Genomic DNA, 24,352 nt, shown 5'->3' with positions numbered 1-24,352 from the left:
TAATATGCGTTCCCGCAGGATGCGTGACGCTAGAGTTCGGGGTATCACATCGGTGGGGTTAATACCGGCCCCTGCCTCTACAATAGAAACGCATCACTACAGAAGAAGGAGAACGCATGGGCGTAACGATTAAGGTCACTGACGAAGCAGGCGAACACTACGATATTCAGTGGGAAGACCACCACACCCTCCTGGAGACTCTCCAGGCCAACGGCGTGCCGGTCCTCGCCACCTGCGGCGGTAACGCATCCTGCGCAACCTGCCACGCCTTCATTGACCCCGAGCACTACGCGGCTTCCGGTGAGCGCACCGAGGCCGAGCAGGACCTGCTCGATATGGTTGATGATGTCGCAAACGAATATTCCCGCCTGTGCTGCCAGGTTGAGTACGCCCCCGGTATGGACGGAGCAGAAATCCAAATGCAGGCGGCGATGTAACAATGTTTAAATCGGCTCAGGTACTCGCATCAACCACCCTCCTCTGCGGCGTGCTCGCGCTCAGTGGATGCGGCGCGTCCCAGGCCGGTCAGGATGCAGAGGACACCTCGGCACACCCGAGTGCCTCCGCATCGGTGAAGCCCGGCACGATTAGTGTGGCTTCCGAGAGCCCCAGCGCTTCGGTGGCCCCGGGCTCCATCACAGTTGTCAATAGCGCGTCCCCGGAGCACGGGGATTCTTCCTCCGCTCACGCCGAGGAGTCTAGCTCGGAGAAGCACGATCATTCGTCTTCTTCCTCGAGCGAGGCAAAGCACGAGGGCCTTCCCCAGGAGAATAGCGAGAGCAATAACGGTGAAGCGCACAACGACTCCGATTCTGGGAACCATCAGAATTCTTCCTCGGATTCCGGTTCCTCTTCTTCGAACTCGAGTTCGTCGAATTCCTCCGGCGGTAACAACGGTGGCAACAGCAACGGTAATAACAACGGTAGCTCAAGCCGATCCGATAATTCCGGCCAGAAGAACGCCGAGGGACCCTCGCAGTGCTCCATGGATGATTTGAACGTTTCGGTCTCCGTGACGAACAACTCCCCCGGTGCACGCACCCTCACGCTGTACTTCCAGAATTCCAGCGATTCACCCTGTTCCCTGCGCGGGTACCCGCGCGTGATTTACGCGGACTCTTCGGGTAATTGGGTGGGGCGAGAGGCTTCTAACTCCTCCGAGTTCATGAACCCCGCCGGTGTGACCATCGCCCCGGGTGATAGCACCACGGTGGTAATGCGCTCCATCAATACGAGCCGCTTCGGCGATAGCTGCGGCGCGCGGCAGGTGGAGGGCTTCCTGGTGGGCCTTGCCGGCGATCGGGACGGCGTTACCGTACCCTTCGACACGACGGCTTGTTCCTCTTCGGTCCCGCAGCTGTCCGTGGGCCAGTTTGGGGCACGCTAGGTAGCGCGACCCAGCAGGCGGCGCAGTAAGACGTTAAACGCGTATATAGTTCAAGGGCGGTTCCCCATCGCGGGGAACCGCCCTTGAACTATTTCTAAGCCTAATTCTTAGGCTCAAGGTTATGTGGCAGCTTCGCTCGTTTTAGACGGAGCGGGTGGCTTCCTCGTGGCTGAAGCGTGCGGAACGATCGTAGCCGGAGGGGATGCCGTGGCCGATATTGACGACCAGGAAAGGCTGCTCGTTGGTACCCGCCAGGAACTCCTTCTTCAGACCCTCGAAGTCTGCGCCGGTCATGGGACCTGCGTCCAGGCCGAGGGCGCGAATCGCGGTGATGAAGTAGCCAGCCTGGATGTGCGCGTTCATATCGGCGGTGGGCTTGGCCAGGTTTTCGTCAGCGTAGTAGCCCTTAATGAACTCCGCGGAGTTGGGGTTGAAGGTGTCGGCCTTCTCGACCCAGCCGTGATCTGCCGAGAGCAATGCAATCATGGGTGCGGATTCAGACTTGGGCTTGTTGCCGTCCACCAGGTAGGAGATGAGGCGCTCGCGGGCTTCGGGGCTCTTGATCCAGGTGATGCGCAGGGGCTGGCTGTTGAAGGCGCTGGGGCCGTAGAAGGTGAGCTCCTGGATGCGGCGCAGCTGTTCGTCGGTGACGGGCTCGTCGGTGAAGGAATAGGCGGTGCGAGGCTCGTGGAAGAGTGCGACGAGCTGTTCTTCGTTTAGGCGGGTCATGTTGGTTCCTTTACTGAGTTCCCAAATTATTTTACGTGTAAAATATTATGGGGCCTGTATGTTACCTGTCAAGCCATCATCACCCCCGCACCACCCGTATATCAAGTGACCCGTAACACGCGTCATAATTGAAACATGACCGATGCACTCTCCCACTTCTCCGCCCCCGTCCGCGAGTGGTTCCGCCGCGCCTTCAGCACGCCCACCGCCGCGCAGGAAGGCGCATGGGAGAGCATCCGCGAGGGCCGCAACACCCTCATCATTGCACCCACCGGCTCGGGCAAGACCCTCGCAGCCTTCCTCTGGTCCCTCGACGCCCTCTACCGCGAACACCGTGAGCGGGCCGCCGGCACCGCGCAGCCTCCGCGCGGCACGCGGATTCTCTACATTTCGCCCCTCAAGGCCCTCGGCGCCGACGTCGAACGCAACCTGCGGGCACCGCTGGCCGGCATCACGCGACTGAGCGCCGCGGACGCCGGAAGCGCGCCGGAGGAGCCCCTCATCACCGTGGGTGTGCGTAGCGGCGACACCCCCGCCCGCGAGCGCCGCCAGCTCATCAGCAACCCACCCGACATCCTCATCACCACCCCCGAGTCTCTCTACCTCATGCTCACCAGCGCCGCCCGCGACACCCTCACCGGCGTCACCACGGTCATCGTGGATGAGATTCACAACCTGGCCGCCACCAAGCGCGGGGCGCACCTGGCCGTTTCCCTCGAGCGCCTGGACGCGCTCCTGCCCGAACCCGCCCAGCGCATCGGGCTCTCCGCGACCATCGAGAACCCCGACGCTGTGGCCCGTTTTCTGGGCGGCGTGCAGCCCGTGAACATCGTCAACAAACCGGTACCCAAGCGCTGGGACCTGAGCCTGAGCGTTCCCGTTCCCGATATGGCGGCCCTCGGCGGGGCAAACGATTACGGGCAGGGGCTCTACGGGCCGGGCGAGGGGGCAGGAGGCGCACCGAAACCGGCCTTTCCCGCCGCCATGCCCGTTGCCGATCCCTCCGCCGACCCTTCCGCAGAAAGCCCCTCCGCCCCCGGCTACACCCTCGAGGATGCCATCGGGGTTTTCCCCACCGCACCCTCGGCCGGTTCCGAGGCTCCCGGAGTGCCCGGGGACGAAACCGGCGGAACGGGCGGAGCCGCCGCGGAGGAGCTCGCCTCCTTCGGCCTCAACGCCGTTCTTGACCCCGCAGAGGCCTACGCGGAGGCCGCGGGCGGGACGGAGGGGCGCGCCGAGACCTCCATCTGGCCCCGAGTGCAGGAACGCATCGTCGACCACATCGAGAACAACCGTTCTACGATCGTTTTCGTGAACTCCCGCGGGCTTGCCGAAAAGCTCACCGCGGCGCTCAACGACATTCACCTGCGCCGCGAGCTCGCCCGGCGGGGCATCGACCCCGAGGAGTACGCCACACAGACTGATGTGAACTCCCCCGAGGCCGTGCCTCCCCTGGCCCGCGCCCACCACGGCTCCGTCTCCAAGGAACAGCGCACCCTCATCGAGGAGGCGCTCAAGGGCGGAACCCTGCGCTGCGTGGTGGCCACCAGCTCCCTCGAACTGGGTATCGATATGGGCCACGTGGACCTCGTTATTCAGGTGGCCGCGCCTCCCTCCGTCGCCTCCGCCCTGCAGCGCGTGGGCCGCGCCGGCCACCGCGTGGGCGATATCTCCCGCGGCGTCTTCTACCCCAAGCACCGCGGCGACCTCCTCGGGGCGACCGTGACCCTCGCGGGTATGCGCAGCGGCACCCTCGAGCCGCTCGCAATCCCCACCAACCCCCTGGATGTGCTCGCCCAGCAGACCGTGGCCGCCTGCGCCCTTGGGCCCATCAGCGTTGACTCCTGGTACGAGGCCTTGCGTCGCAGCGCCCCCTACGCCGAGCTGCCCCGCGCCCTCTTCGACGCCACGCTCGAAATGCTCGCCGGCCGCTACCCCTCCGACGAGTTCGCCGAGCTACGCCCGCGCATCCTCTGGGATCGAACCCCCACCGAGCAGGCACCCTCCGGCAGTATCGAGGGCCGCCCCGGGGCTCAGCGCCTCGCCGTCACGAGCGGCGGAACCATCCCCGACCGCGGCCTCTTTCCCGTCTACCTCGTCGGCGGGGACGAGGAACGCGGCCCCAAGCGCGTCGGCGAGCTCGACGAGGAAATGGTCTACGAATCCCGAGCCGGCGAGGTCATCACCCTCGGCGCCAGCAGCTGGCGCATCGAGGAAATCACCCACGACGCGGTGCGCGTTACCCCCGCCCCCGGCCTGCCCGCGCGCCTGCCCTTCTGGCACGGCGACCGCGCAGGACGCCCCTATGCCCTGGGCCTGCAAACGGGTGCCTTCACCCGAGCCCTCGCCTCTCTGGAGGCCGCGGATGCACCCGCCGCCCGCCGGCAGCTCGAGCAGCTCGGCCTGGACCGCTGGGCCGTGGACAACCTGCTGGCCTACCTACGCGAGCAGCGCGAATCCACGGGTGCCGTTCCCTCCGACCGGCGCCTCATCGTGGAACGTCACCGCGACGAGCTGGGCGATTGGCGGCTGATTCTCCACTCGCCCCTGGGCTACTCGGTGCACGCCCCCTGGGCCCTCGCGGTGCGCGCCCGCATTATCGAACGCTACGGCGTGGACGCCTCGGTCATGGCGGCTGACGACGGCATCATCCTGCGTCTGCCCGCGTTGGAGGACGTTCCGCCAGGGGCCGACCTCTTCCTCTTCGACCCCGAAGAGCTGGAGGGCATCGTCACCGATAGCGTGGCCGATTCGGCTCTTTTCGGCTCGCGCTTCCGCGAGAACGCGGCCCGCGCCCTTCTGCTACCCCGGCGTAATCCCGGCAAGCGCACGCCGCTCTGGCAGCAGCGTCAGCGCGCCGCGCAGCTTCTGGACGTGGCCCGCAAGTACCCCGAATTCCCCATCCTGCTGGAGACCGCCCGCGAGTGCCTGCAGGACGTGTACGATCTGCCGGCCCTACTACAGGTGCACCGCGCCCTGGAGTCTCGCAGTATTGCCCTGATGGAGGTGGAGACCGAGGCTCCCTCGCCCTTCGCCCGCACCCTGCTCTTCGAGTACGTGGCCGAGCACCTCTACGATGCGGATGCGCCCGCCGCCGAGCGCCGCGCCGCCGCCCTGGCCCTGGACCCGGCCATGCTCGCGGAGCTTTTGGGCACGACCGGGCTGCGTGAGCTGCTGGACCCTGCGGTACTGACGCAGACCCTGGCCCGCCTGCAGCGCACGGGCGAACGCTACCGGGCCTCCGGGGTGGAGGGCGCGGCGGACCTGCTGCGACAGCTGGGCCCGTTGAGCGCCCGCGAGCTGGCCGAGCGACTCCGCCCGGAGTCTGCCGAGCCCGAGCCGGCAACTCCGGATCGACCCGACGAGCCCCGCCCCGCGGAACCCCCGGCGAGCGAGGAGTACGCCCGCGAGCTGGCCGAGCGACTCGTGCACGCGCGGCGCGCCTATTCCTTCGAGGGGCCGGGGACCCCGGAAAGCGGCCCGCAGCTCTACTACGCCGCGGTTGAGGATGCGGCCCGCCTGCGCGACGGCCTGGGCATTATGCCCGCCGCGGCGCTACCGCTCGCCTTCCTGGAGTCGGTGGCCGAACCGCTCGAGGACCTGGTCTCCCGTTTTGCCCGCACCCACATTCCCTTCGGAGTGCACGAGGCTGCGGCCCACTTCTCACGCTTGACTCCGGTGGGCACCGGCGTGCTTCTCCCCGTGCTGCTGCGCCTGCAGCGCCAGCGGCGCGTGACCTCCGGCGAGTTCCTGCCCGAGGTGATGCGGGGCGCCTCCGAGTGGGCCGAGGGGCCGGGCGGCTCCCCCGAGTGGGTGGATGTGCAGGTTCTACGCACGATTCGCGCCCGCTCGCTTGCGGCACTGCGGCAGGAGATTGAGCCGGTCCCCGCACGGGCCTACGGATTCTTCCTGCCCGCATGGCAGAACGTTCGTTCTTTATCGGTGCGCGTGACCCGACCCCTGGCCGAGGCGAGCGCCTACGGCGCGTACCTCGAGCCGCAACGCACGGCCCGAATTATCGACGAGGCACCCGCGCCCCTCACCTCCGCCGCGCCCGAGAACGCCCGGGAGGAACAGACCGGCGCGCCGAACGGCGCTCAAGGCCTCGACGAGCCTGCCCTGCAGGAGGAGCTGCTGACCGCCATCGACCAGCTGTCCGGCGTGCGCATGCCCGCCTCCGCTCTGGAAACGCTCATCCTGCCGGCCCGTGTGAAGGGCTACCGCCCGCACCTGCTCGACGAGCTCATGATGACCGGCCGCGTCTTCTTCACCGGGGCCGGTCGGCTCGGCGGCGCCTCCCAGCGCTCCGACGGCTGGATTCGCCTGCACCTGAGCGAGAGCGCGCCGCTCACCCTGGGCCCCAGCTACCCCGCGGATTTTCTGCGGGAGGAGGAGCCCGAGCTCCTCGAGTGCCTGCAGACCCCCGGCACCCTCGAGCACGCAATCCACGAAGCGCTCGCCCACGGCGGCCTCTTCGTGCCGGCCCTGCGCGAGCGGGTCGTTCAGATTCTCGGTGAGGCGGCGGCCCCCGGCCAGACGGTCTCCTTCCCGGATGCCGCCGAGCTCTCGAGCGCCCTGTGGCGCCTCGTGTGGGCCGGCGTGCTGACGAACGATTCCTTCGGCCCGGTTCGCGCGACGCTTGCGGGGGTCAGGAGCGCGCATCCGACCCCGGCGGCCGCCCCTCGCCTCTCGCGGGTGGGTCGCCGCGGAGCCGGCCGCATCGCGGCGGCGCGAGCCTCGATGGGCCGTTCCCTGCGCGGCGGGTACGCCGGGGGCGGTCCCTCGCCGGTGGCCCCGCAGGATAGCGGCCGCTTCTCTCGCGTAGACTCCCTACTGGGCGAGCCTCTGGACCCCACGGTGGCTGCCCTGGCGCGCGCCGACCTGCTCTTGGACCGCTACGGCGTGCTTACGCGCGGTTGCCTGCAGGGCGAGGACTCCCCCGGCGGCTTCAGCCAGCTCTACCGCATCTACTCCGAGGCCGAGGACCGTGCGCTCGTGCGCCGCGGCTACTTTATCGAGGGCCTGGGCGCCGCACAGTTCGCGGCCCCCGCCACGGTGGATGCGCTACGCTCGGCGGCCGACCGCCTCGGCCCGCGCGATGAGCGACCGCGCCGCACCGCGACCGAGGAGGTGTTCGGCACGTTCACGGTGACGCTTCTGGCCGCCACGGACCCGGCCAACCCCTACGGTGCCGCCCTCGCCTGGCCCGAGCTGTCGAAGCTCTCGGAGGGCTCGGCACCCCTGCGGCACCGCCCGGCTCGCAAGGCCGGCGCCTGCGTGGTGCTCGTGGATGGTGCGCCTGTGCTCTACCTGGAGCGCGGCGCGAAGACCCTGCTCATCTTTACGACCGACCCGGTTCTGCTCGAGGCGGCCGCCCCGGCCATCGCGCGCATGATGGACTCGGGCGGCATGGATAAGATCTCGATTGAGAAGGTCAACGACGTGGAGCTTCTCACCGACTCCCCCACCCTCAACCGGCAGGGTGAGGATCCGGTGCAGATTCTGCGCCGCGCCCTGCAGCATCAGGGGTTCTACGCCACGGTGCGCGGGCTCTCCATGCGCCGGCCTCTCTAGCGCCGGCTCGCCCGTACCGGTTTAGGACGACTCCCCGACGCGGCGAGGCATCCGCAGGGGGCCTTCCGCGCACGACAAAGCGCCCCGCGCCTCCCCATGAGGGAGGTGCGGGGCGCTCTGCGTTCCCTACTCACAAACCGGATGGTATTCCGGGAATCCGCCGCGCTCTCGGGGTCCTCGAGACGGTGGGCCGTGGCGCGATACCTCGGCCCACCAGCTCGAGCCCGGGGGCCCGGCGGAGGAATATCCGTCCGGGGATCCGCGGCCCCATTGTCGTCGAATCCTGCAACCAAACATCGGAGAGGGAAGTTTGCGGACCGTGAGGCTAGTAGCCTCCGGTGAGGGTATCGACGGCACCCAGGCACAGGTCAATGGCTTCTTCCAGCCCCAGACCGCGGGTGCGCACGGTGCGCTGGTCTCGGGGGTTGAGCTGCACCACGTGCAGGGCGAAGTAATCCACGAGCTGCAACCAGCCGCCGAGAATGACGCGGGTGCGGTCGTTAATCGGCATGCCGGTACGCTTGAGCATCCATTCGAGGTAGTCCGTGGGGTTATTGGGGAAGTCCTCGCCGCCGGGGGTGGGGACGCCCGCCACCACGAGGAAGTACGTGCGCAGTGCGTTGCGCAGGGCCTCTTCGGGGTTCTCGTTATGCTCGCCCAACGCCTCGAGAACCGCCTTAGCTTCGCGGCGGGTGACCGCCGCGGCGAGCGAGTCCTTGCCGGGGAAGTAGTGGTAGAGCAGCGCGCGGGTGATGCCCGCATCGCGAGCGATGGCGCTCATGGATGCGCCGAGCACGCCCTTGCGCGCAAAGTGTTCCGAAGCCACCTGAAGAATCTGCTCTTCACGCTCGTGCGGTTCCATTCGCAACGCACCCGCGGTGCGGTGTTCTGCGCCCTGTTCGGTGGACGGCGCAGAAACTTTAGCCTCGGCGACTGTGCCTTGAGGTGCGTGTGAAGTGTCAGATTGTACCGGTGCAACCGGGGGAGTTCCTTTAATCTCAGCTTCCTTACGCTGTTTCTGTCCCATTTCGACCCCTTCGTTCGATTTTTCGAACTTCTGTGTCTTAATCGTAACGCTTTAATGCGCTTCTCAGCCTTTTTAAAAGTATTTATGACGTAGGCTATTCAGCCTACCAGGTCTCTATAGGCTTCACATCTTTTAATCTGCAATGGGCTACATACTCTAAATGAAGTATTTATTACTGATGGTTTTACAGGGTTTTCGAAAATAACGTATATATTCATTTGTTTTTGTAAAACTAGCTTTATTTTTTTAAATTAAATCCCGAATATTTTCAAAAATGTGTGAGTATTTCGTTTTTATCCCCACATATTCCCACAAGCGCAGATGAGTGTCAGATAAATCTGCGATTCCTCTAGGCCGCCGCGCCAACCGGTACAGTAGAGCCATGCCCACCCACGATTCCCACCGCGACACGCCGATGGCCCGTAACACCCCGGAACTGAGCACCTCCACCCGGAGCGCCTCCGTGCAGAAAACCTCCGCGCAGCACGCCAAGCCCACCCGCCGCACGCATCGCCGCCTGCTGGCCCCTCCGCTGGCGCAGAAGAACGGCATCGACCCCATCCAGCTCGTGCTCCCCCACCCCGAGGAGCTCCCGGAGGCACTCGCCCCCGGCGGACGCGCCCCCGCCACGATTGCCGACTACCTCATCGCGCGCTTCTACCCGAACGACCCGCAGATTATTCACTCCCGCTTCGAAACCGGCGAGGTGCGCCTGGATGACGGCACGGTGCTGACCACCTTCAGCCCCTACGCGCCCGGCGAGCGCATCTGGTACTTCCGCGAGCTCGCCGATGAGCCCGAACTCCCCTCCGACATGCCGGTACTCTACGAGGACGAGCACGTGCTGGCCATCGACAAACCCCACTTTCTGCCCACCACCCCGCGCGGTTCCTATATCGCGCAGACCGCACTGACCAAGCTACGCGTGCGCGAGGGCAACCCGCTGCTCATCCCAATTCACCGACTCGACCGCCCCACCGCCGGGGTGTTACTCTTCGCCAAAACCGTTCAGGCGCGCCGCCCCTTCCAGATGATGTTCCAGCACCGCCTGGTATCGAAAACCTACCGCGCCGTGGCCCCGGTGCCCGCCGACCCCACCGCCGCCGAACAAGCCCTGAGCGCGGAGGGGCTGCGGGTGCGCTCACACATTCAGAAGGTGCGCGACGTGTTGCAGGTCCGGCAGCTCTCTGAGACAGAGTACGTGGCGCGGGGCGTGGAGCCGAACACCCTCACCACCGCGCGCATCCTGGAAACCTTCACCCCCAACCCGGCCGAGGCCGAGGCCTGGGGCGTCGAACCCGGTCGCCCGTGGGGCCTCTACGACCTCGCCCCGCACACCGGTAAGACCCATCAGCTGCGCGCGCACCTGAACCTGCTGGGCGCCCCGATTCTTGGGGACGTACTCTACCCGCGTGTGCTCCCCGACGGACCCGACCGCTCCGAGCACCCGCTACAACTGCTGGCCTACACTTTGAGCTTCGAACATCCCATCACCGGCGAGCCCATCAGCCTGCGTAGCAGTCGCACATTAAGTGCATGGGAGAGCAAGAACAGCGCGGTGTGGGAGGCAAGCTGAACCCCCGGAGGGACCGGTGATGACCCGGCACCAAAAAATGCGATAATGCAGAAGTAAGACTTCACCGTACACATATAGAGGGCACCGTGAATTCCCAGCCGTCTTCCCACACCGCGCACTCCCCGGCATCTATGAGCGAGTACGCGGAACGCACCTCCTCCCACGCCGAGGCCGCAGCCGTCAGCGTCACCGACACCTTCGTGCACCGCATCCTCGGCGTGCCCGGAGCGCTCATCGGATCCATTCAGGTACCCGACCCCCGCCCGCTGAGCCAGCGCCTCAACACGTGGCACTACTGGTGGCAGGCCCACCTGCTCGAGTGCATCATCGACGCCGGCCAGCGCCACCTACGCGAGGGTCGCATCACCGAGGCTCAGGAGCAGCTGCACCGCGCCCGCTCGCTGCTGCGCGGCATCAACGTGCGCAACCTTGGCCGCTACGCCAACGACTACTTTGACGACATGGCCTGGCTGACCCTCGCGGTGGGCCGCATGAACTCCTTCTCGATTGAGCTGACCGGCGCAAACGACGTGGCCGCGCAGGACGCCGGAGCCGCCCTCTTCGAGCAGCTCGCCAAGGGCTTCGCGCCCGGCGGAGGCATGAGCTGGCGCAAGTCCAAGCGCGACTTCGTGAACGCCGCGGCCACCGCACCGGCAGCTATCGCATACGCTCGCGCGGGTGACCCGCACACCGCCGCCGCCCTCATTGACTGGATGAACGCAACCCTCTGGGACGCAGAACGTTCGCTCTATATGGACGGCGTGAACGTTCGCGGCGAGGAGTACGAGCTCGAACGCGGCGAGTACACCTACAACCAGGGCACCGCACTGGGTGCCCTGCTGACCCTGGCGGCCTCCGGCGTGCCCTGCGAGGTGGACCCCATCGAGCGTGCGGAGCGCCTTATTGTGGGCATCGTGAAGCACATGACCGAGGAGATCGAATTTGTCTCCGGAGCGCGCCGCCGCGTCCTCATCTCGCACGGCGACGGCGATGGCGGCCTCTTCACCGGTATCCTGGTGCGCTACCTGGGCATGGCGGCATCCTCGCCCCTGCTGAGCGACGAGGCCCGCGCCCTGGCCTCCAGCCTTATCTACTCGACCGCCCGTGCCCTGTGGGAGGGCCGCCGCGAATTCGACCCGAACCTGCCGATGAACGAGCTGGGTATCGATCCCAACGAGATTCGCGGTCGGGCGCTCGTGCAGTTCTCCCCGCGCTTCACGCAGGCCACGAGCGAGGCGCTCAAGCCCGGCGTGCCCGTAGAGTTCTCCACGCAGCTGCAGGCCTGGATTATTCTCGAGACCGCCGCGCGCCTGGCCCATGCTCGCGATATCGCTTCGCACCGCGGCTACTAAAACCCGGGCGTATGTTAGGGGTGGGTTCATTGCGGGCCCACCCCTTGCGCTGTAGGGTGAGGGTATGCTAGCACCAGAATCACAACAGGTAACCGCCAGCCCGAACGCTAACACCATTTTCATGGTGTGGAAGTTCAAGGAAGGCATCAGCCAGGATGCGCTCATTGAGGGGTTCCAGAACCTATGCGGGCTCGTCATTAACCTCAACCACACCGCCGCAAACCGCTACTCGTCCGAGAACGCCAGCATTGTGCTGGGTATCAGCCACTGTGCGTGGCTGACTCTGGATCTGCCCAAGCCGCTGCCGCAGGAGCTTGTGGAATTCGAGGAGATTAGGGGCCCCAAGCACACCGCGGTGTCCACTCCCGGCGATCTGCACTTCCACATCCGTGCGACTCAGCCTTCGGTCGCCTACGATATGGCGTCCGCTATTACCGCGGCTCTGCGCGATATTGCTGAGGTGCTGGATGAGGTACACGGCTTCCGCTACTGGGACGGCCGCGCCATCATCGGTTTCGTGGACGGCACCGAGAACCCGCAGACTCCCGCGGCACGCGAATACTTCGGCGTCATCGGTGACAGCGACCCCATGTACAGGGGCGGTAGCTACCAGTTCGTACAGAAGTACATTCACGACATGACCGCGTGGAACGCCCTGCCTGTCTCCGAGCAGGAGAAGGTCATTGGCCGTTCCAAGCACGACGACATCGAGATGAGCGAGGACGAGAAGCCCACCAACTCGCACTCCGCCATCGCCAATATCGGTGACGACTTCAAGGTTATTCGCGACAACATGCCCTTCGGCACCGTGGGTAACAACGAGCTGGGCACCTACTTCATCTGCTATGCCAGCACCTTCTCGACCGTCCGGAAGATGCTCATGAACATGTTCACCGGCGTGGATGGCGCCAACTACGACCGCCTGCTGGATTTCAGCACCGCGGTGACCGGCACCCTCTTCTTCGTGCCGACCGTGGATATGCTCGGCGACTTCGCCGGCTAAGGCGAGCTAAACCCGCTGCGCCCGGCTAGCTTCTTGCGAACCCCGCCTCCGGCAAGAGAGGCGGGGTTTTCCGGTAGGCTAGGGTGTAGACATTCAGACGGAAAGCAAACAATCGAGAGAAGAATGAGCGTTCTAGATAACTCTTTCCCCACCGAGGACTTTGGCTTCACCATCACCAGCCGCCTGGCGGACACCGCCTCCCCCAGCGCTGAACGTGTAGAAGCCAACGGCGGACAGTTCCGCGGACGCACCGGTGTTATCACCACCCCGCACGGACAGATCCAGACCCCCGCCTTCACCCCCGTGGGCACCAAGGCAACCGTCAAGGCGGTCCTACCCGAATCCATGAAGGAGCTCGGCGCTCAAGCTCTGCTCTCCAACGCCTACCACCTGTACCTGCAGCCCGGCCCCGAAATCCTCGACGCGGCAGGCGGCCTGGGTGCGTTCATGAACTGGGACGGCCCCACCTTCACCGACTCCGGCGGCTTCCAGGTCATGAGCCTGGGCTCCGGCTTCAAGAAGGTGATCGACATGGGTACCGTCGCGGGCGCTAAGGGCGCCGACGGCCGCCCCCTCGGTGACGACGACGTGGCGAAGGGTAAGGAACGCCTCGCCCACATTGACGACGACGGCGTGAACTTCAAGTCGCATATTGACGGCTCGATTCACCGCTTCACCCCCGAGGTGTCCATGCAGGTTCAGCACCAGATCGGTGCCGACATCATGTTCGCCTTCGACGAGCTGACCACCCTCTACAACTCCCGCGGCTACCAGGAGGAGGCGCTCGAACGCACCCGCCTGTGGGCGCTGCGTTGCATCGCCGAGCACCAGCGCCTGACCACTGAGCGCGTGGGCAAGCCTTACCAGGCGCTGTTCGGCGTCATTCAGGGTGCACAGTACGAGGACCTGCGCCGCAAGGCATGCCAGGATCTGGGCTCCATGCCCTTCGACGGCTTCGGCATCGGTGGTGCGCTCGAGAAGGAAAACCTCGGCACCATCGTGCGCTGGTGCGCCGAAGAGCTGCCCGAATCCAAGCCCCGCCACCTGCTCGGCATCTCCGAACCCGACGACATCTTCGTCGGCATCGAAAACGGTGTAGACACCTTCGACTGCGTCTCCCCCACCCGCGTGGCACGCAACGCCGCCGTCTACTCCCCCACCGGCCGCTACAACATCACCAACGCGCGCTTCAAGGCGGACTTCTCGCCCATCTACGAGGGCTGCGACTGCTACACCTGCACCCACTACACCCGCGCCTACCTGCGTCACCTCTTCAAGGCCGACGAGCGCCTGGCGGCGACCCTCGCCTCCATCCACAATGAGCGCTTCATCGTGCGCATGGTGGACGACGCCCGCGAAGCCATCAAGGACGGCACCTACTTCGAGTACCGCGACGAATTCCTCGGTAACTACTACTCCGGTAAGAAGCCCTAAGCCCGCCGACCGCACAGCCCACGACCTCATCAGGAGAAACCCATGAGCATCACCCACGTCCCCGACGAGGAGCTCCTCGTCTTCGACCACGAGATTGCCGCACCCATCGAAGACGTCTTCGGCGCGTACATGGACCCCGAGCTGCTGGTCCGCTGGTACGGCCCGGCCGGCTGGCACGTGCGCCCCACCGACGTGGTGCTTGAACCCGTGGTGGGCGGCATGCAGCGCCTGTCCATGATCAACGAGGTGGACCCCTCGGTGTCTTGCATCCTGCAGAGCCGCTTTCTGACCATCGAGCCCTTCAAGGAGATTGAGTACGCCGAGCAGCTGCCCGATCACCTGGGCAACCCCGGCAGCGTGCTGGTCTACCAGCGTCACCGTTTCTTCCCCGAGACCGTGATTACCGCCGACGGCGTGGGGTCCGGAACCCGTATCGTCGTGGAGATCGGCCCCATGCCTCCCTCGGTCCACGAGGAGGTGCGCACCACCTGGCGTTCGACCTTCGCCCGCCTGGACGACGTGCTCGCCACCCGCGGCGAGGCGTAGACCCCACCGCACGGGCTTCTCGAAATAACATGAGCGCCGCGCTGACGATTGAATCGTCAGCGCGGCGCTCGTGTTGTAGGGTCCGTCTCTTGAATCGCGCGGGCTTTGAGATGCCGGCTAGTTGGTCAGCTTCGCGGTGATGACGGTGTTACCGCCGTCCAGGGACACGCACTCGGGGGTCGCGCGGTCCACGCCGTCGCCCGGCTTCCAGTAGCAGCGTGCCGACATGACGGTACGCTCACCATTCGCCTTATCGGTCACCTCGGCTGGGTTCTGCACCACAAACTGGCGAATCAACTCACGCGCAAACAGGCAATCCACCGCACCGGAAGCCACCTGAACCGTGGCGTCGTGCTTCAGGTATCCGGTGGCCTCCAGGGTGCCACAGGTGCCTCCCGCGGACTTCACCTCGGAGGAAGAGAGCGAGGCGGTGCTCGAGGGGGCCGAAGAAGCTCGGGCCGTCGAAGAAGCCTGAGCCTGACCGCCGGTCTGCGCGCTCGCGGTAGCCGTAGCGCTTGCGGTCGTGATGGTGCCCGGGGTGACGGTCGCCTCCGCGGTCGCGGTCTGCACCGTTCCGGGGGTCGGGGTGGTTTCTGTGACGGTCACGGTGCGAGTGGGGCTGGGGGTGGGAGTTGCCTTCGCGCTCGTCGCGCTGGGGCTGGGGGTCGCGGTGGTGCTCGGCGAGGCCGAGGTTCCGCCGCCTCCGGAGCAGGCCGCGAGGGCGAGCAGGAGCGTCGCGCCAAGGGCTGCGGGGGCGTAGCGTTTCGTCCGGCGGTGCGGGTGAGGGGTCTGTGCCGGTTGCATGGTGACCTTTCTGCGTCTTTGGTTCCGGGTTCCTTAACCATTCTAGAACGCCGCCTATGCGGGGGCTATGCCGCACTTCCACAAGCTATGTATGGGCGGAGGGGGCTCCCCGTCATTGCGGGGAGCCCCCTCCGCGATTCGTCACGCCCGGGATCTCACTCCGACCTAGAACTGGCCGCCGCCAATGGGCACCGAGTAGGTTCCGCCGTCGTGGCAGGTCATCACGCCCTCCTCCGGCTCACCGTAGCAGGTAATCTGCTTGCCGGAATCGGTGGGGAACACCGTCACGTTATTCGGTCGCAGCATGAGCGTGTTCGCGGTCGTGCTCTCGGCGTGCAGGGTCGCGGGGGCGACGTCCTCCACGCGCTCGTCGTAGGCTCCCGTGGCAAAGTTCATGCGGGTGATGCGCACCGGTGCCGAGAAGGTGCGGCCCACCGCGCCGTTACCGTCGGTGAGCTGGCCGCCCAGACGACGCTCGCAGGCCAGGGTGGACTCGGCGGGGTTCAGCTCGCAGACGGTGCGCTCGTCGTAGCTCTTGAAGCGGTAGTAGCCGGCACCGGAATCGTAGCGGGCAGGCTCCATGAGGAACGGGATCTCGGGGGCATCCGGGTTCTGCAGGCGAGCCACGAAGGCGGTGTCCTCGCCGATGGTGCACTCGGGGGCGCCGCGATCCTCGCGGCGGTTTTCGACCATCTCGTACTGCGGGTTCCAGTAGCAGGTGGCGTCCTGGACCTTCGCGATCTGGTTCTGAGTCAGGTTGTCGTCAGCCCGCGGGGTGGTGACGTATTCGGTCAGCACGTCCAGGGCGTGGGCGCAGTCCACGGTGCCGCGCAGCACCATGATTTCCGCGCCGGTCTTCAGGTAGCCCTTGCGGCCAATGTGCCCGCAGCGCTCACCGGCGGAGGCGCGTTCGGCCTCCACTTTCTCGGGCGCGCGAGGAGTGTCACCGGTGGGAGTCGTTACCGCGGTGGGGGTTTCCTTCGCCTCAGCAGGTGCGGAGGATTCGGATGCCTTCGCCTCAGCGCTCTCTGCGGGAGCGGGCGCCTGAGTCTCGGTGACGGTCGGCCCGGTCGTTGCGCTCGGTGTTGGCGTGTTCGGAGCCGGCGTGGCCGTGGAGGAAGGTAGCGGGTGGCGGGTGGGTGAGGCCGTGGCGGTGGGGTTCGGGGAGGACTCGGCGGTGCTCTGGGAACCGCCGAAGCATCCGGTCAGGGCGAGGAGCAGGGCGGCGGCGCATCCGGTGGCGCGCACGGTGCGGCGACCCCAGCCTGCGGGGGCTACCTGAGTGTGGTGAAACGACATTGTTCTCTCCTGGGCTGTACCTTTTGCACCCTTTGCAGAAGGTACCTTAAGCATACGCGTTTCCCGTGAACACCGCCTGAATACGGGCCTGCGCGCAAGCCATCCGGGCTGCGCAGGCCCGTACCCTCCCGCGTTTATTCCTTCGGCAGGAAGGAGCTCAGCAGTTCTCGCTGCTCGGGGCTGAGTCGAGTCAATCGCCCCGCCACGGAGTCCCAGAAGGCCAGCACGGTGAAGGCGCGCACGCACTCGCGCTGATCCACCGGGGAGAGAATCGAGTAGCCGATACGCACGGATGCGGCGCTCACCTTTTCCACGCGTGCACGTACGGGCACGGGCTCACCGGTGTAGGGCAGCTGCGCGAGGTAGCGGATGCCGTGCTCGGCGATGAGGGCCTGAACACCCTCGGACACCAGGTCGAAGAGCGGGATGGGCGGGTTGGGTGCCACGGTCGGTTTCTGTCCCGAGGAGGGCGGCGGGCCGAAGAGGGCCACGCGGGCCTCCTCCATAATCGAGAGCATGGCAACGTTGTTGACGTGTCCGTAGGCGTCCATGTCGCCCCAGCGGGCGGGGACGTACACGGTCAGCTCATCGGCCGCGGTCGTGGCGGCGGAGGCGCCGGCCGCAGAAGTGGTTTTCTGAGGGTTTTCGTGGCTTCGCATGGCTTTAACTCTACTCCTTTCGGAAATACTCCGGAAAATTCACACATAAACACATATTTACATTAAAATCTATGTTCTTCGGAAATTTCACTACTAAAAATATTGGCTCGAATTAAAACGATGAGGCCCGAAAGCTACGATGCTTTCAGGCCTCATCCAACACACAGACATTTGAACGCATACAAGATCATACGGTTCACTATTTATAATAGACCTCTTTTGAGGGCCTGCGTTATTTTTACGGTTATATTACGGCAGAAGCCTTAATCTTCCGTATTTTTCGTTTCTTGACGTTCGCGCCGCGAGAGAACCGCGAGAGGGATTAGCGGCCCAGCTTTGCCGCGGTCTCGAGGGCGTGGTCGGCGTCGTGCTGCGCCGCGTCGTAGCCCTCCGTCGCCCGCTGCGCCTCCGCAAACGTCTGGTCGTCAATCGTGTGGCTGTGACGGATACGAGCGAAGTACAGCACGCTCAGCACCACGAAGTAGCCCACGCCCACCACGGAGGGAATCGCGGATCCGCGCACCCTAAAGAGCGCCACCCACACCGCGAAAAGCAGAACAATGCCCACGCCAGCGGTGAAGCGTCCACCCCACAGGCGGAACCCGTGCGCGGCGGGCTCAACGCGCTTGTACACGATGTAGGCGAAAAGAATCAGAACCCACACGGTCAGCGCGCACACCATAATCACAAAAATCATGGAGAGGAACGCCTCCTTGGGGCTGTACAGCGCCAGCAGAATAGCAATCACCATGCCGCTGGTCGACAGCCACACGGCACGCGCAGGCACGCCCGCGCGGTTCACCCCGGCCAGCGGTCGAGGAGCCATACCGTCAACCGCCAGGGAGTGCAGCAGACGCGCGCCGGCGTACAGGTTCGCGTTCGCGCTCGACAGGGCCGCAATCAGAACCACAAAGTTCACGAAGTGCGCCACGCCATGCACGCCCAGCTGCTCAAAGACCAGAACGAACGGGGAAGCATCCACAGCGTCGCCCAGACCCGATGCCGAACGCCACGGAATAACGGCCACCACAATCAGCACAGCCAGCACGTAGAAGGTCGCCAGGCGAATCATCATCGCCTTCGCCGAGGAACGCACCGAACGGGAGGGATCTTTCGCCTCCGCAGCAGAGATCGAGATCATCTCAATACCACCGAAGGAGAACATCACCACGGCCAGCGACAGCCACACCGACTCCGGGCCGTTAGGCATGAAACCGCCGTCATTGAAGAGGTTTGCGGTACCCACCGCGGCGTGGCCGGGCAGGCCAAAGAAAATCAGGCACAGGCCCACCAGCAGGAAGGCCACAATCGAAATGACCTTGATCGAGGAGAGGAAGAACTCCAGCATGCCGAAGGACTTCACGCTCGTCAGGTTCAGCACAATCAGCGCCGCGCCGAATGCCGCGATGCCCACCCACAGCGGCAGCTGCGGCCACCAATAACTCAGGTAGGTCGCCACCGACACGAGCTCCACGCCGGCAATCAGCACCGTCGCCGTCCAGTAGGCGATGCGCGTCAGGAATCCCGCGAAGGGCCCCAGGTAACGGGTCGCGATCGTGCCGAAGCCGCCACGCACCGGGTAGCGAATCGCCATTTCACCGGTCGCCGCGCCAATCACCGAAGCGAGCGCCGAACCGATGGCGTAGGTCAGAATAACCGCGGGGCCGGCCATGGCAATCGCGGTGCCCGACCCCAGGAAAAGGCCGGTGCCGAGAGCCGAACCCATCACGATCATGGTCATCTGCCCGTGGGACAGGGAACGCTTAAGGGTTCGAGGCTCGGCGGTTCCCGCGGCGACGGGGCCGCGGGCGCTGTCATTGTGGGACACGGCTGTGCCTTCCTTTAGTACGCCCGAGGGCGTGATGTGTGCTGTGTGCTCGCGCTGCAGAAACCGAGGGGTCAAAACCGCTGGGTCGCGGGCGCGAATAATTCCATTGTACGGGTGCCGGTTCGCACGTCCTGCGGCAGAGGCGGGAGCTACCGGATGCGACGGGGTGCCGCGGCTCTTGCCCGCGGCGCCCCATTCTATAACCTCAACTTGAGACTAAGACTCGGTGGCTCGAGCCTGTAGCTCCTCGGCCTCGTGCATTGCATCCAGGTCGGGGCGCTTGAACCCGCCCAGGCGGCGCGAGGCAATCGCGTAGCCGATAGAAATCAGCACGAAGAAGACCACGCCCACCATGATGGATTCCTGCACGCCCGAGCCGTCCAGCATGAACAGGGCCACCAGGGTGCCCAGCACGCCCACCAGGGCCAGCCCTGCCGTCAAGCGGCCGCCCAGCACCGTGAAGGAGGAGGCATCCCCCTGGTCCTTCTTGTAGGCCTGGTAGGTCAGCAGAATCATAATCCACACAATCAGTATGCACAGGGTCACCAGGGCCATCAGCAGGGCAAAGATGTTACCGATCTTGGCCACGGCCATCACGGTCGCCACGACAACGCCGGTGAAGGAAATCAGCAGGGCAACCATCGGCACGCCGCGAGAGGTTGTGCGGGCCGCAACCGCGGGGGCCATCTTATCGGCACCCAGGGCGTGCATCAGACGGGTTGCCGCGTACAGCGAGGCGTTCGCACCCGACAGGGCCGCCACCAGCACCACAAAGTTCATGATGTCGGCCGCGAAGGGAATACCCATCTCGGAGAAGACCATCACGAAGGGGGACTCGGTCAGGTCAGAGTTCTGCGCCGCCGTCTGCCACGGCACCAGGCACAGAATAATCGCCATGGACACCACGTAGAAGGTGGACAGACGCCAAATCATCGCCTTCACGCTGGAGGCCACCGAGCGGGCGGGGTCCTTCGCCTCCGCGGCGGAGAGCGAAATCATCTCGACACCGCCGAAGGAGAACATGACCACGGCCATCGAAATCCAAATCGACATGGGGCCGTTCGGCAGGAAACCGCCGTCGTTGACAAGGTTCTGCACGCCCGCAGCGCCGTGGTTCGGCAGACCCACGAACACCAGCAGCAGGCCAATCACCATGAACACGATGACCGCAGATACCTTAATCGAGGAGAGCAGGAACTCCAACGCGCCGAAGGACTTCACGCTCACCAGGTTCAGCACCAAAATCAGCACACCGAAGAACGTCACCGAAGCCCACAGGGGAATCTGAGGGAACCAGAACGCCACGTAATGACCCACGGCCACCAGCTCGGCACCGGCCAGCGGCACGGTGCAGGCCCAGTAGGCCCAGCGGGTGATGTAGCCGCTAAAGGGGTTCAGGTAGCGGCTCGCAATCGTTCCGAAGCCGCCCTGAACCGGGTGGCGCACGGACATCTCGCCCGCGCAGGCGGCGATAATCGCCGCAATCATCGAACCAATCGCGTAGGAGACAATAGCGCCCGGGCCCGCAATCTTAATCGCGGAGGATGAGCCCAGGAACAGACCCGTACCCAGCGCCAAGCCCATCGCAATCATGGTCAGCTGACCGTGGGACAGGGAACGACTCAGGGAGTCGCCCTTCGACTGCTCAGAGGTATTCTCCCGCAGTGTAGACATAACGTGTCGCTTTCGTTAGGAATGCTGTGTATCGAAAAATGAAGTGTGAATAGAGGAAGGCCGCCCGAACAAAACAATCGAGCGGCCCCGTGCGTCAGTCCGGTGTCGGGGCTAGGCCACGTACTCCAGCTCGTGACGCTTAAACCAGCCGATGACCGGGTAGCTAATGGGCATGAGGATAACCTCAACCAGGCACTTGTAGACGTAGCCGACCAGCACATAGTTCAGGAAAGCCTCGGGGGTCTCGATGCCGAGCACCGGAGCCGCAATCGAGCAGAAAATCAAGGTGTCAACCAGCTCTCCGACCAGGGTGGAGACAATCATGCGCAGCCACAGGAAACGGCCCTTGGTAGCCTTCTTCATGGACACCATCACCCAGGCGTTCAGGGTCTGACCGCACAGGTAGCCGAGCAGAGAGCCGGCGTAAATCTGCCATACGGGGCCCAGCACCGCCTCAAAGGACTTCTGGTTCTCGTAGAATCCCGCGGCCGGCAGGTACATGATGACTAGGAAGCACACGGCGGCAAAGGCGGCTGCCACGAAGGAAGCCACGATGGCGCGGCGAGCGCGCTTGAAGCCGTACACCTCGGAGAGCAGGTCGCCAATCACGTAGGCCAGGGGGAAGAGGAAGAAACCGCCGTCGGTCACGATGGTGTTACCGATGACAGGCAGATCGAAGGGCAGCGGGCCGAACTCCACGCCCTTGGTTGCGCCAATATTCGAGATAATCAGGATGACGCAGGATGCAGCCAGCAACAGATCAAAGTAGCCGCGACGACCGGCCCACGGCACCTTCACGGTGCTCGTCTGAGCCTTCGACTCGCTAACGGGTTTAGCCATAACTCTCCCCAGGTTCTTTCTCATGCGTTGTGTTTCTAGTGGTGGTTGTGTGGTGGGTTGACCACCGTAAACTTCAAATGCGGCACGTGGACCGCGTTCGGTGGGCTCGTCTGCCACCCGAGCCTCTCTAATAGTACCCATATACCGTGCGCCGGGCAGGTTGGGGGCCGCCCGCGCTAAAGTTCGGACGCTCGGGCGCAGCCGCGCCATGCGCCTCCGGGGCGTCTCGGCCCGCGGCGAGAGGTGGCGTCCGGCCTCGAGGCTCTGCCTACAATGGAGCCATGAAGAGGTTGAGCCACCGCCTGCGTCGTCCGCTGATCCACCGCAACCAGCGGCGGCTCAGCGCGCACATTCCGCGGTTGCATCCGCTCCTCCCCCGCGCGGCGCGCCTGATTCGAGCGGCCGCCACGGTATTTGAGCCGCTCGTACTCGCCTCTTCGGAGATTGTGGGTTACCGCCCGTTCTCGCACCGAGGGCGCACTATCTACTACCGCGTGGATAACCTCAACCTGCTCAGCACCCCCGCTACCGGCCGGGCGCCCGGGCTGCTCCTCTACTTCGACGGCGACCATATCTCACGCGCCGGAAGCCGCCTGCTTCGCCGCACCTCCCCGTTGCGCGCCGAACTGGCGCGCATTGCCGAAGATTTCAATATGCTGTCGGTGCCGGTGCTGTCGCCGGGTAGTCTGCGGGAGCCGCGCCTTACCGACACCGATTCTTATGCGCCTCCGCTGACCTATAACTGGTGGGTTCGTGCCCGCTCAAACGGCAGGATGGTTCGCGCCCTGATTGAGGAGATTTCCTTGGCGTACGGGGTGGATATGAGCCGCGTCTGGCTTGCGGGCTATTCGGGTGGTGCGGAGTTCCTCAGCTATGAGCTGCTGTCGCACGATATTGACTGGCTTCACGGTGGCGGTGCCACCTTCATTGGTGGAGGCGGCGCTGACGGCATACCTGCGCGGGTGCGTGAGCGGGCGGCGTTGAGCCCGTCTTCGCATGCGCATCTGCTGATGAGCTGGCACGTGGGTGTTTTGGATGGGCGTTCCCCGTCGGCTCGGCGGCGCATGGCGACGAGCACTGAGGGTAGCTGGTCGGCGCGTATTGCGGCGCAGGAGGGTATCGCCTTCTACGAGGCGCTCGGCGCGCGGACGCTACTGCAGGTGACTCCGGGGCGTGGCCATATGGGGTATCCGATTGCGTCGTTGGTGGGTGCGGATTTGGCGACGGCGACGCGTTTGGGGTTCCTGTAGGGGCTTGTTTTTGTCATAAACGCGAAAATTCGCATGGATTATGCAAATTTCTTGGTGACACATTCGATATATTCGTCATTTGCTGACATTCTGCGGTAAGGTGTCACTATGCCACGTATTTCTGCAGCCACCAACGCCGCCCAGCGCGAGAACACCAAGCGCGCCATCCTTAACTCCTTTGGCGAGATTCTTTACACCCGAGGCCTGCCCGGCCTGACCATGACCGACGTCGCCAAGAACGCGGGCATCGGCCGCACCGCCGTGTACAACTACTTCGCCGACATGGGTGAACTGCTGGTCGCCTACGCCCTGGACGAGACCGGACGCTTCCTCAAGGAGCTACGCGAAGGTCTGGAGGGCATCGAGAACCCCATCGACCAACTGGCCGTGTACATCCGCCTGCAGATCAACGACCTGGCGCGCCGCCACCTGCCCCCGGGCCCGGCCATGCGCTCCATGCTCTCCCCCGAGTCCTACGCGAAGCTCGGCAAGCACGTGCAGGAGTTGCAGATGGTCCTGGCGAACATCCTTTCGGCGGCCATCGCCGAGAAGTACATTCCGCAGAACGATATCCGCGAGCTGGCGATGCTGGTGCACGGCTCGCTTTCTTCGAGCGCGGGACGCACCGAGGACGCGCCGGACGAGCAGACCCGAGAGCACCAGATCCTCAACACGATTCGCTTTATTCAGATGGGTCTGGGCGCCCGCTTCGATACCGAGGGCAACCCGGTACGCCTGGACTCCGAGGAGTCTCTGCCGGAGCAGTCTCCGGTGCAGGAGGCGAACCTGAAGGTCGCATCCTAAGCGTGACACCCCTGATCAGCGGAACGTAGCGCAGTTATACGTCAATAAAAATGCCGCGGACCTGATGCTTCTTTGCATCGGTCCGCGGCTTTTTCTGTATTCGGATGGGTTTTTACGCACCGGGTAATAGTGCCGGGGAGATGGAGTCCAGGTCCAGTACGCGCGCGTACATGACGGCGCGGCGGTGCAGGGCGTTACGCAGTGCGCGGTGCACACCGTCCTCCAGGTAGAGTTCGCCGCCCCATTTGACCACGTGCGGGAAGAGGTCGCCGTAAAAGGTGGAGTCCTCGGCCAGGAGCGTTTCAAGGTTGAGGGTCTTCTGGGTGGTGATGAGGGTGTCGAGACGCACCTGCTGCGGCGCGATACCGCCCCAGTCGGCGTGGGTCATGCCGTGCTGGGGGTAGGGGCGGCTGTCGCCTACTTTTTTGAAAATCATGGTGGTGCTTTCTCAGGTATGGGGCGCCTCGGCGGCGCCCGGAACCGTGGGGTTCTGAAGAAATAGTAGCAAGGGGTATAAAAAATCCCCGGTCTTAGATTCTAAGACCGGGGATCGGTGGCGGAGGATG

The 24,352-nt window shown here is 64.7% G+C and carries 19 protein-coding genes; 10 read left to right on the top strand and 9 right to left on the bottom strand.

Features of this window, described 5'->3' with window-relative positions; all coding sequences use genetic code 11:
- The first annotated feature begins 116 nt into the window (after positions 1-116).
- Both HMPREF2674_RS06280 and HMPREF2674_RS06275 read left to right on the top strand, forming a co-directional pair.
- The gene (locus tag HMPREF2674_RS06280; RefSeq protein ID WP_049333989.1) at positions 117-437 is read left to right on the top strand and encodes a 2Fe-2S iron-sulfur cluster-binding protein; all 321 of its coding nucleotides are present in this window, start codon (positions 117-119) and stop codon (positions 435-437) included.
- A gap of 2 nt (positions 438-439) precedes the next feature.
- The gene (locus HMPREF2674_RS06275) at positions 440-1,387 is read left to right on the top strand and encodes a DUF4232 domain-containing protein (protein WP_070825140.1); all 948 of its coding nucleotides are present in this window, start codon (positions 440-442) and stop codon (positions 1,385-1,387) included.
- A gap of 141 nt (positions 1,388-1,528) precedes the next feature.
- Here the strand turns inward: HMPREF2674_RS06275 and HMPREF2674_RS06270 are convergent, their stop codons facing one another.
- Entirely contained in the window at positions 1,529-2,116 is a 588-nt protein-coding gene (locus HMPREF2674_RS06270; RefSeq protein WP_070825139.1) for a malonic semialdehyde reductase, read from the bottom strand.
- A gap of 135 nt (positions 2,117-2,251) precedes the next feature.
- Here HMPREF2674_RS06270 and HMPREF2674_RS06265 point away from each other — a divergent pair, with 135 nt between their 5' ends.
- Positions 2,252-7,690, top strand: coding sequence for a DEAD/DEAH box helicase (locus HMPREF2674_RS06265; protein WP_070825138.1), 5,439 nt, complete (start codon positions 2,252-2,254; stop codon positions 7,688-7,690).
- A gap of 325 nt (positions 7,691-8,015) precedes the next feature.
- Here the strand turns inward: HMPREF2674_RS06265 and HMPREF2674_RS06260 are convergent, their stop codons facing one another.
- Positions 8,016-8,717, bottom strand: a complete 702-nt coding sequence (locus tag HMPREF2674_RS06260; RefSeq protein ID WP_246826188.1) for a TetR/AcrR family transcriptional regulator — start codon at positions 8,715-8,717, stop codon at positions 8,016-8,018.
- Positions 8,718-9,099: 382 nt separating this feature from the next.
- On the opposite strand from HMPREF2674_RS06260, the gene HMPREF2674_RS06255 reads away from it, so the two are divergent.
- From HMPREF2674_RS06255 to HMPREF2674_RS06235, 5 genes are all read left to right on the top strand, one after another.
- Positions 9,100-10,293, top strand: a complete 1,194-nt coding sequence (locus HMPREF2674_RS06255) for a pseudouridine synthase (protein WP_246826187.1) — start codon at positions 9,100-9,102, stop codon at positions 10,291-10,293.
- An 86-nt stretch (positions 10,294-10,379) separates the two neighbouring features.
- The gene (locus HMPREF2674_RS06250; protein WP_049347248.1) at positions 10,380-11,645 is read left to right on the top strand and encodes a glycoside hydrolase family 76 protein; all 1,266 of its coding nucleotides are present in this window, start codon (positions 10,380-10,382) and stop codon (positions 11,643-11,645) included.
- A 64-nt stretch (positions 11,646-11,709) separates the two neighbouring features.
- Positions 11,710-12,648: a Dyp-type peroxidase gene (locus HMPREF2674_RS06245; protein ID WP_049342703.1), complete on the top strand. Its 939-nt coding sequence runs from the start codon at positions 11,710-11,712 to the stop codon at positions 12,646-12,648.
- A 123-nt stretch (positions 12,649-12,771) separates the two neighbouring features.
- Positions 12,772-14,082 carry a tRNA guanosine(34) transglycosylase Tgt gene (tgt, locus tag HMPREF2674_RS06240; protein WP_070825137.1) on the top strand — a complete coding sequence of 437 codons (1,311 nt, stop codon included), beginning with the start codon at positions 12,772-12,774 and terminating at the stop codon, positions 14,080-14,082.
- Positions 14,083-14,124: 42 nt separating this feature from the next.
- A complete protein-coding gene (locus HMPREF2674_RS06235) occupies positions 14,125-14,628 on the top strand; it encodes an SRPBCC family protein (RefSeq protein WP_049347252.1) in 504 nt (167 codons plus the stop codon).
- A 117-nt stretch (positions 14,629-14,745) separates the two neighbouring features.
- Here HMPREF2674_RS06235 and HMPREF2674_RS06230 read toward each other — a convergent pair whose 3' ends face one another.
- The 6 genes from HMPREF2674_RS06230 to HMPREF2674_RS06205 form a co-directional block, all read right to left on the bottom strand.
- A complete protein-coding gene (locus HMPREF2674_RS06230) occupies positions 14,746-15,432 on the bottom strand; it encodes a hypothetical protein (RefSeq protein WP_049342706.1) in 687 nt (228 codons plus the stop codon).
- Positions 15,433-15,597: 165 nt separating this feature from the next.
- Complete coding sequence (locus HMPREF2674_RS06225) at positions 15,598-16,731, bottom strand: RodZ family helix-turn-helix domain-containing protein (protein WP_070825136.1); 1,134 nt, start codon at positions 16,729-16,731, stop codon at positions 15,598-15,600.
- A 134-nt stretch (positions 16,732-16,865) separates the two neighbouring features.
- A complete protein-coding gene (locus HMPREF2674_RS06220; RefSeq protein ID WP_070825135.1) occupies positions 16,866-17,390 on the bottom strand; it encodes an acyl-CoA thioesterase in 525 nt (174 codons plus the stop codon).
- 322 nt (positions 17,391-17,712) lie between these two features.
- The gene (locus HMPREF2674_RS06215) at positions 17,713-19,218 is read right to left on the bottom strand and encodes an amino acid permease (protein ID WP_070825134.1); all 1,506 of its coding nucleotides are present in this window, start codon (positions 19,216-19,218) and stop codon (positions 17,713-17,715) included.
- 216 nt (positions 19,219-19,434) lie between these two features.
- Positions 19,435-20,892 (bottom strand): amino acid permease, encoded by a 1,458-nt coding sequence (locus tag HMPREF2674_RS06210; protein ID WP_070825133.1) that lies wholly within the window; start codon positions 20,890-20,892, stop codon positions 19,435-19,437.
- 111 nt (positions 20,893-21,003) lie between these two features.
- The gene (locus HMPREF2674_RS06205) at positions 21,004-21,732 is read right to left on the bottom strand and encodes a queuosine precursor transporter (protein WP_070825132.1); all 729 of its coding nucleotides are present in this window, start codon (positions 21,730-21,732) and stop codon (positions 21,004-21,006) included.
- A 281-nt stretch (positions 21,733-22,013) separates the two neighbouring features.
- On the opposite strand from HMPREF2674_RS06205, the gene HMPREF2674_RS06200 reads away from it, so the two are divergent.
- Both HMPREF2674_RS06200 and HMPREF2674_RS06195 read left to right on the top strand, forming a co-directional pair.
- A complete protein-coding gene (locus HMPREF2674_RS06200) occupies positions 22,014-22,982 on the top strand; it encodes a hypothetical protein (protein ID WP_070825131.1) in 969 nt (322 codons plus the stop codon).
- A 108-nt stretch (positions 22,983-23,090) separates the two neighbouring features.
- Entirely contained in the window at positions 23,091-23,786 is a 696-nt protein-coding gene (locus tag HMPREF2674_RS06195) for a TetR/AcrR family transcriptional regulator (RefSeq protein ID WP_070825130.1), read from the top strand.
- Between the two features lie 112 nt (positions 23,787-23,898).
- On the opposite strand, the gene HMPREF2674_RS06190 is transcribed toward HMPREF2674_RS06195, so the two are convergent.
- On the bottom strand, positions 23,899-24,222 hold the full coding sequence (locus HMPREF2674_RS06190; RefSeq protein WP_070825129.1) for a type II toxin-antitoxin system VapB family antitoxin: 324 nt from the start codon (positions 24,220-24,222) through the stop codon (positions 23,899-23,901).
- Between the last annotated feature and the right edge of the window lie 130 nt (positions 24,223-24,352).

The sequence above is a fragment of the Rothia sp. HMSC062F03 genome (assembly GCF_001836905.1).
Lineage (GTDB): Bacteria > Actinomycetota > Actinomycetes > Actinomycetales > Micrococcaceae > Rothia > Rothia mucilaginosa_A.
Note: the sequence above shows the minus strand (reverse complement) of the source record. Positions and strands in the feature narration are given on the sequence as shown.

Coding starts and splice junctions, on each gene's coding strand:
- HMPREF2674_RS06280 (WP_049333989.1), top strand. CDS start 117: ATGGGCGTAACGATTAAGGTCACTGACGAAGCAGGCGAACACTACGAT.
- HMPREF2674_RS06275 (WP_070825140.1), top strand. CDS start 440: ATGTTTAAATCGGCTCAGGTACTCGCATCAACCACCCTCCTCTGCGGC.
- HMPREF2674_RS06270 (WP_070825139.1), bottom strand. CDS start 2,116: ATGACCCGCCTAAACGAAGAACAGCTCGTCGCACTCTTCCACGAGCCT.
- HMPREF2674_RS06265 (WP_070825138.1), top strand. CDS start 2,252: ATGACCGATGCACTCTCCCACTTCTCCGCCCCCGTCCGCGAGTGGTTC.
- HMPREF2674_RS06260 (WP_246826188.1), bottom strand. CDS start 8,717: ATGGGACAGAAACAGCGTAAGGAAGCTGAGATTAAAGGAACTCCCCCG.
- HMPREF2674_RS06255 (WP_246826187.1), top strand. CDS start 9,100: ATGCCCACCCACGATTCCCACCGCGACACGCCGATGGCCCGTAACACC.
- HMPREF2674_RS06245 (WP_049342703.1), top strand. CDS start 11,710: ATGCTAGCACCAGAATCACAACAGGTAACCGCCAGCCCGAACGCTAAC.
- tgt (WP_070825137.1), top strand. CDS start 12,772: ATGAGCGTTCTAGATAACTCTTTCCCCACCGAGGACTTTGGCTTCACC.
- HMPREF2674_RS06235 (WP_049347252.1), top strand. CDS start 14,125: ATGAGCATCACCCACGTCCCCGACGAGGAGCTCCTCGTCTTCGACCAC.
- HMPREF2674_RS06230 (WP_049342706.1), bottom strand. CDS start 15,432: ATGCAACCGGCACAGACCCCTCACCCGCACCGCCGGACGAAACGCTAC.
- HMPREF2674_RS06225 (WP_070825136.1), bottom strand. CDS start 16,731: ATGTCGTTTCACCACACTCAGGTAGCCCCCGCAGGCTGGGGTCGCCGC.
- HMPREF2674_RS06220 (WP_070825135.1), bottom strand. CDS start 17,390: ATGCGAAGCCACGAAAACCCTCAGAAAACCACTTCTGCGGCCGGCGCC.
- HMPREF2674_RS06210 (WP_070825133.1), bottom strand. CDS start 20,892: ATGTCTACACTGCGGGAGAATACCTCTGAGCAGTCGAAGGGCGACTCC.
- HMPREF2674_RS06205 (WP_070825132.1), bottom strand. CDS start 21,732: ATGGCTAAACCCGTTAGCGAGTCGAAGGCTCAGACGAGCACCGTGAAG.
- HMPREF2674_RS06200 (WP_070825131.1), top strand. CDS start 22,014: ATGAAGAGGTTGAGCCACCGCCTGCGTCGTCCGCTGATCCACCGCAAC.
- HMPREF2674_RS06195 (WP_070825130.1), top strand. CDS start 23,091: ATGCCACGTATTTCTGCAGCCACCAACGCCGCCCAGCGCGAGAACACC.
- HMPREF2674_RS06190 (WP_070825129.1), bottom strand. CDS start 24,222: ATGATTTTCAAAAAAGTAGGCGACAGCCGCCCCTACCCCCAGCACGGC.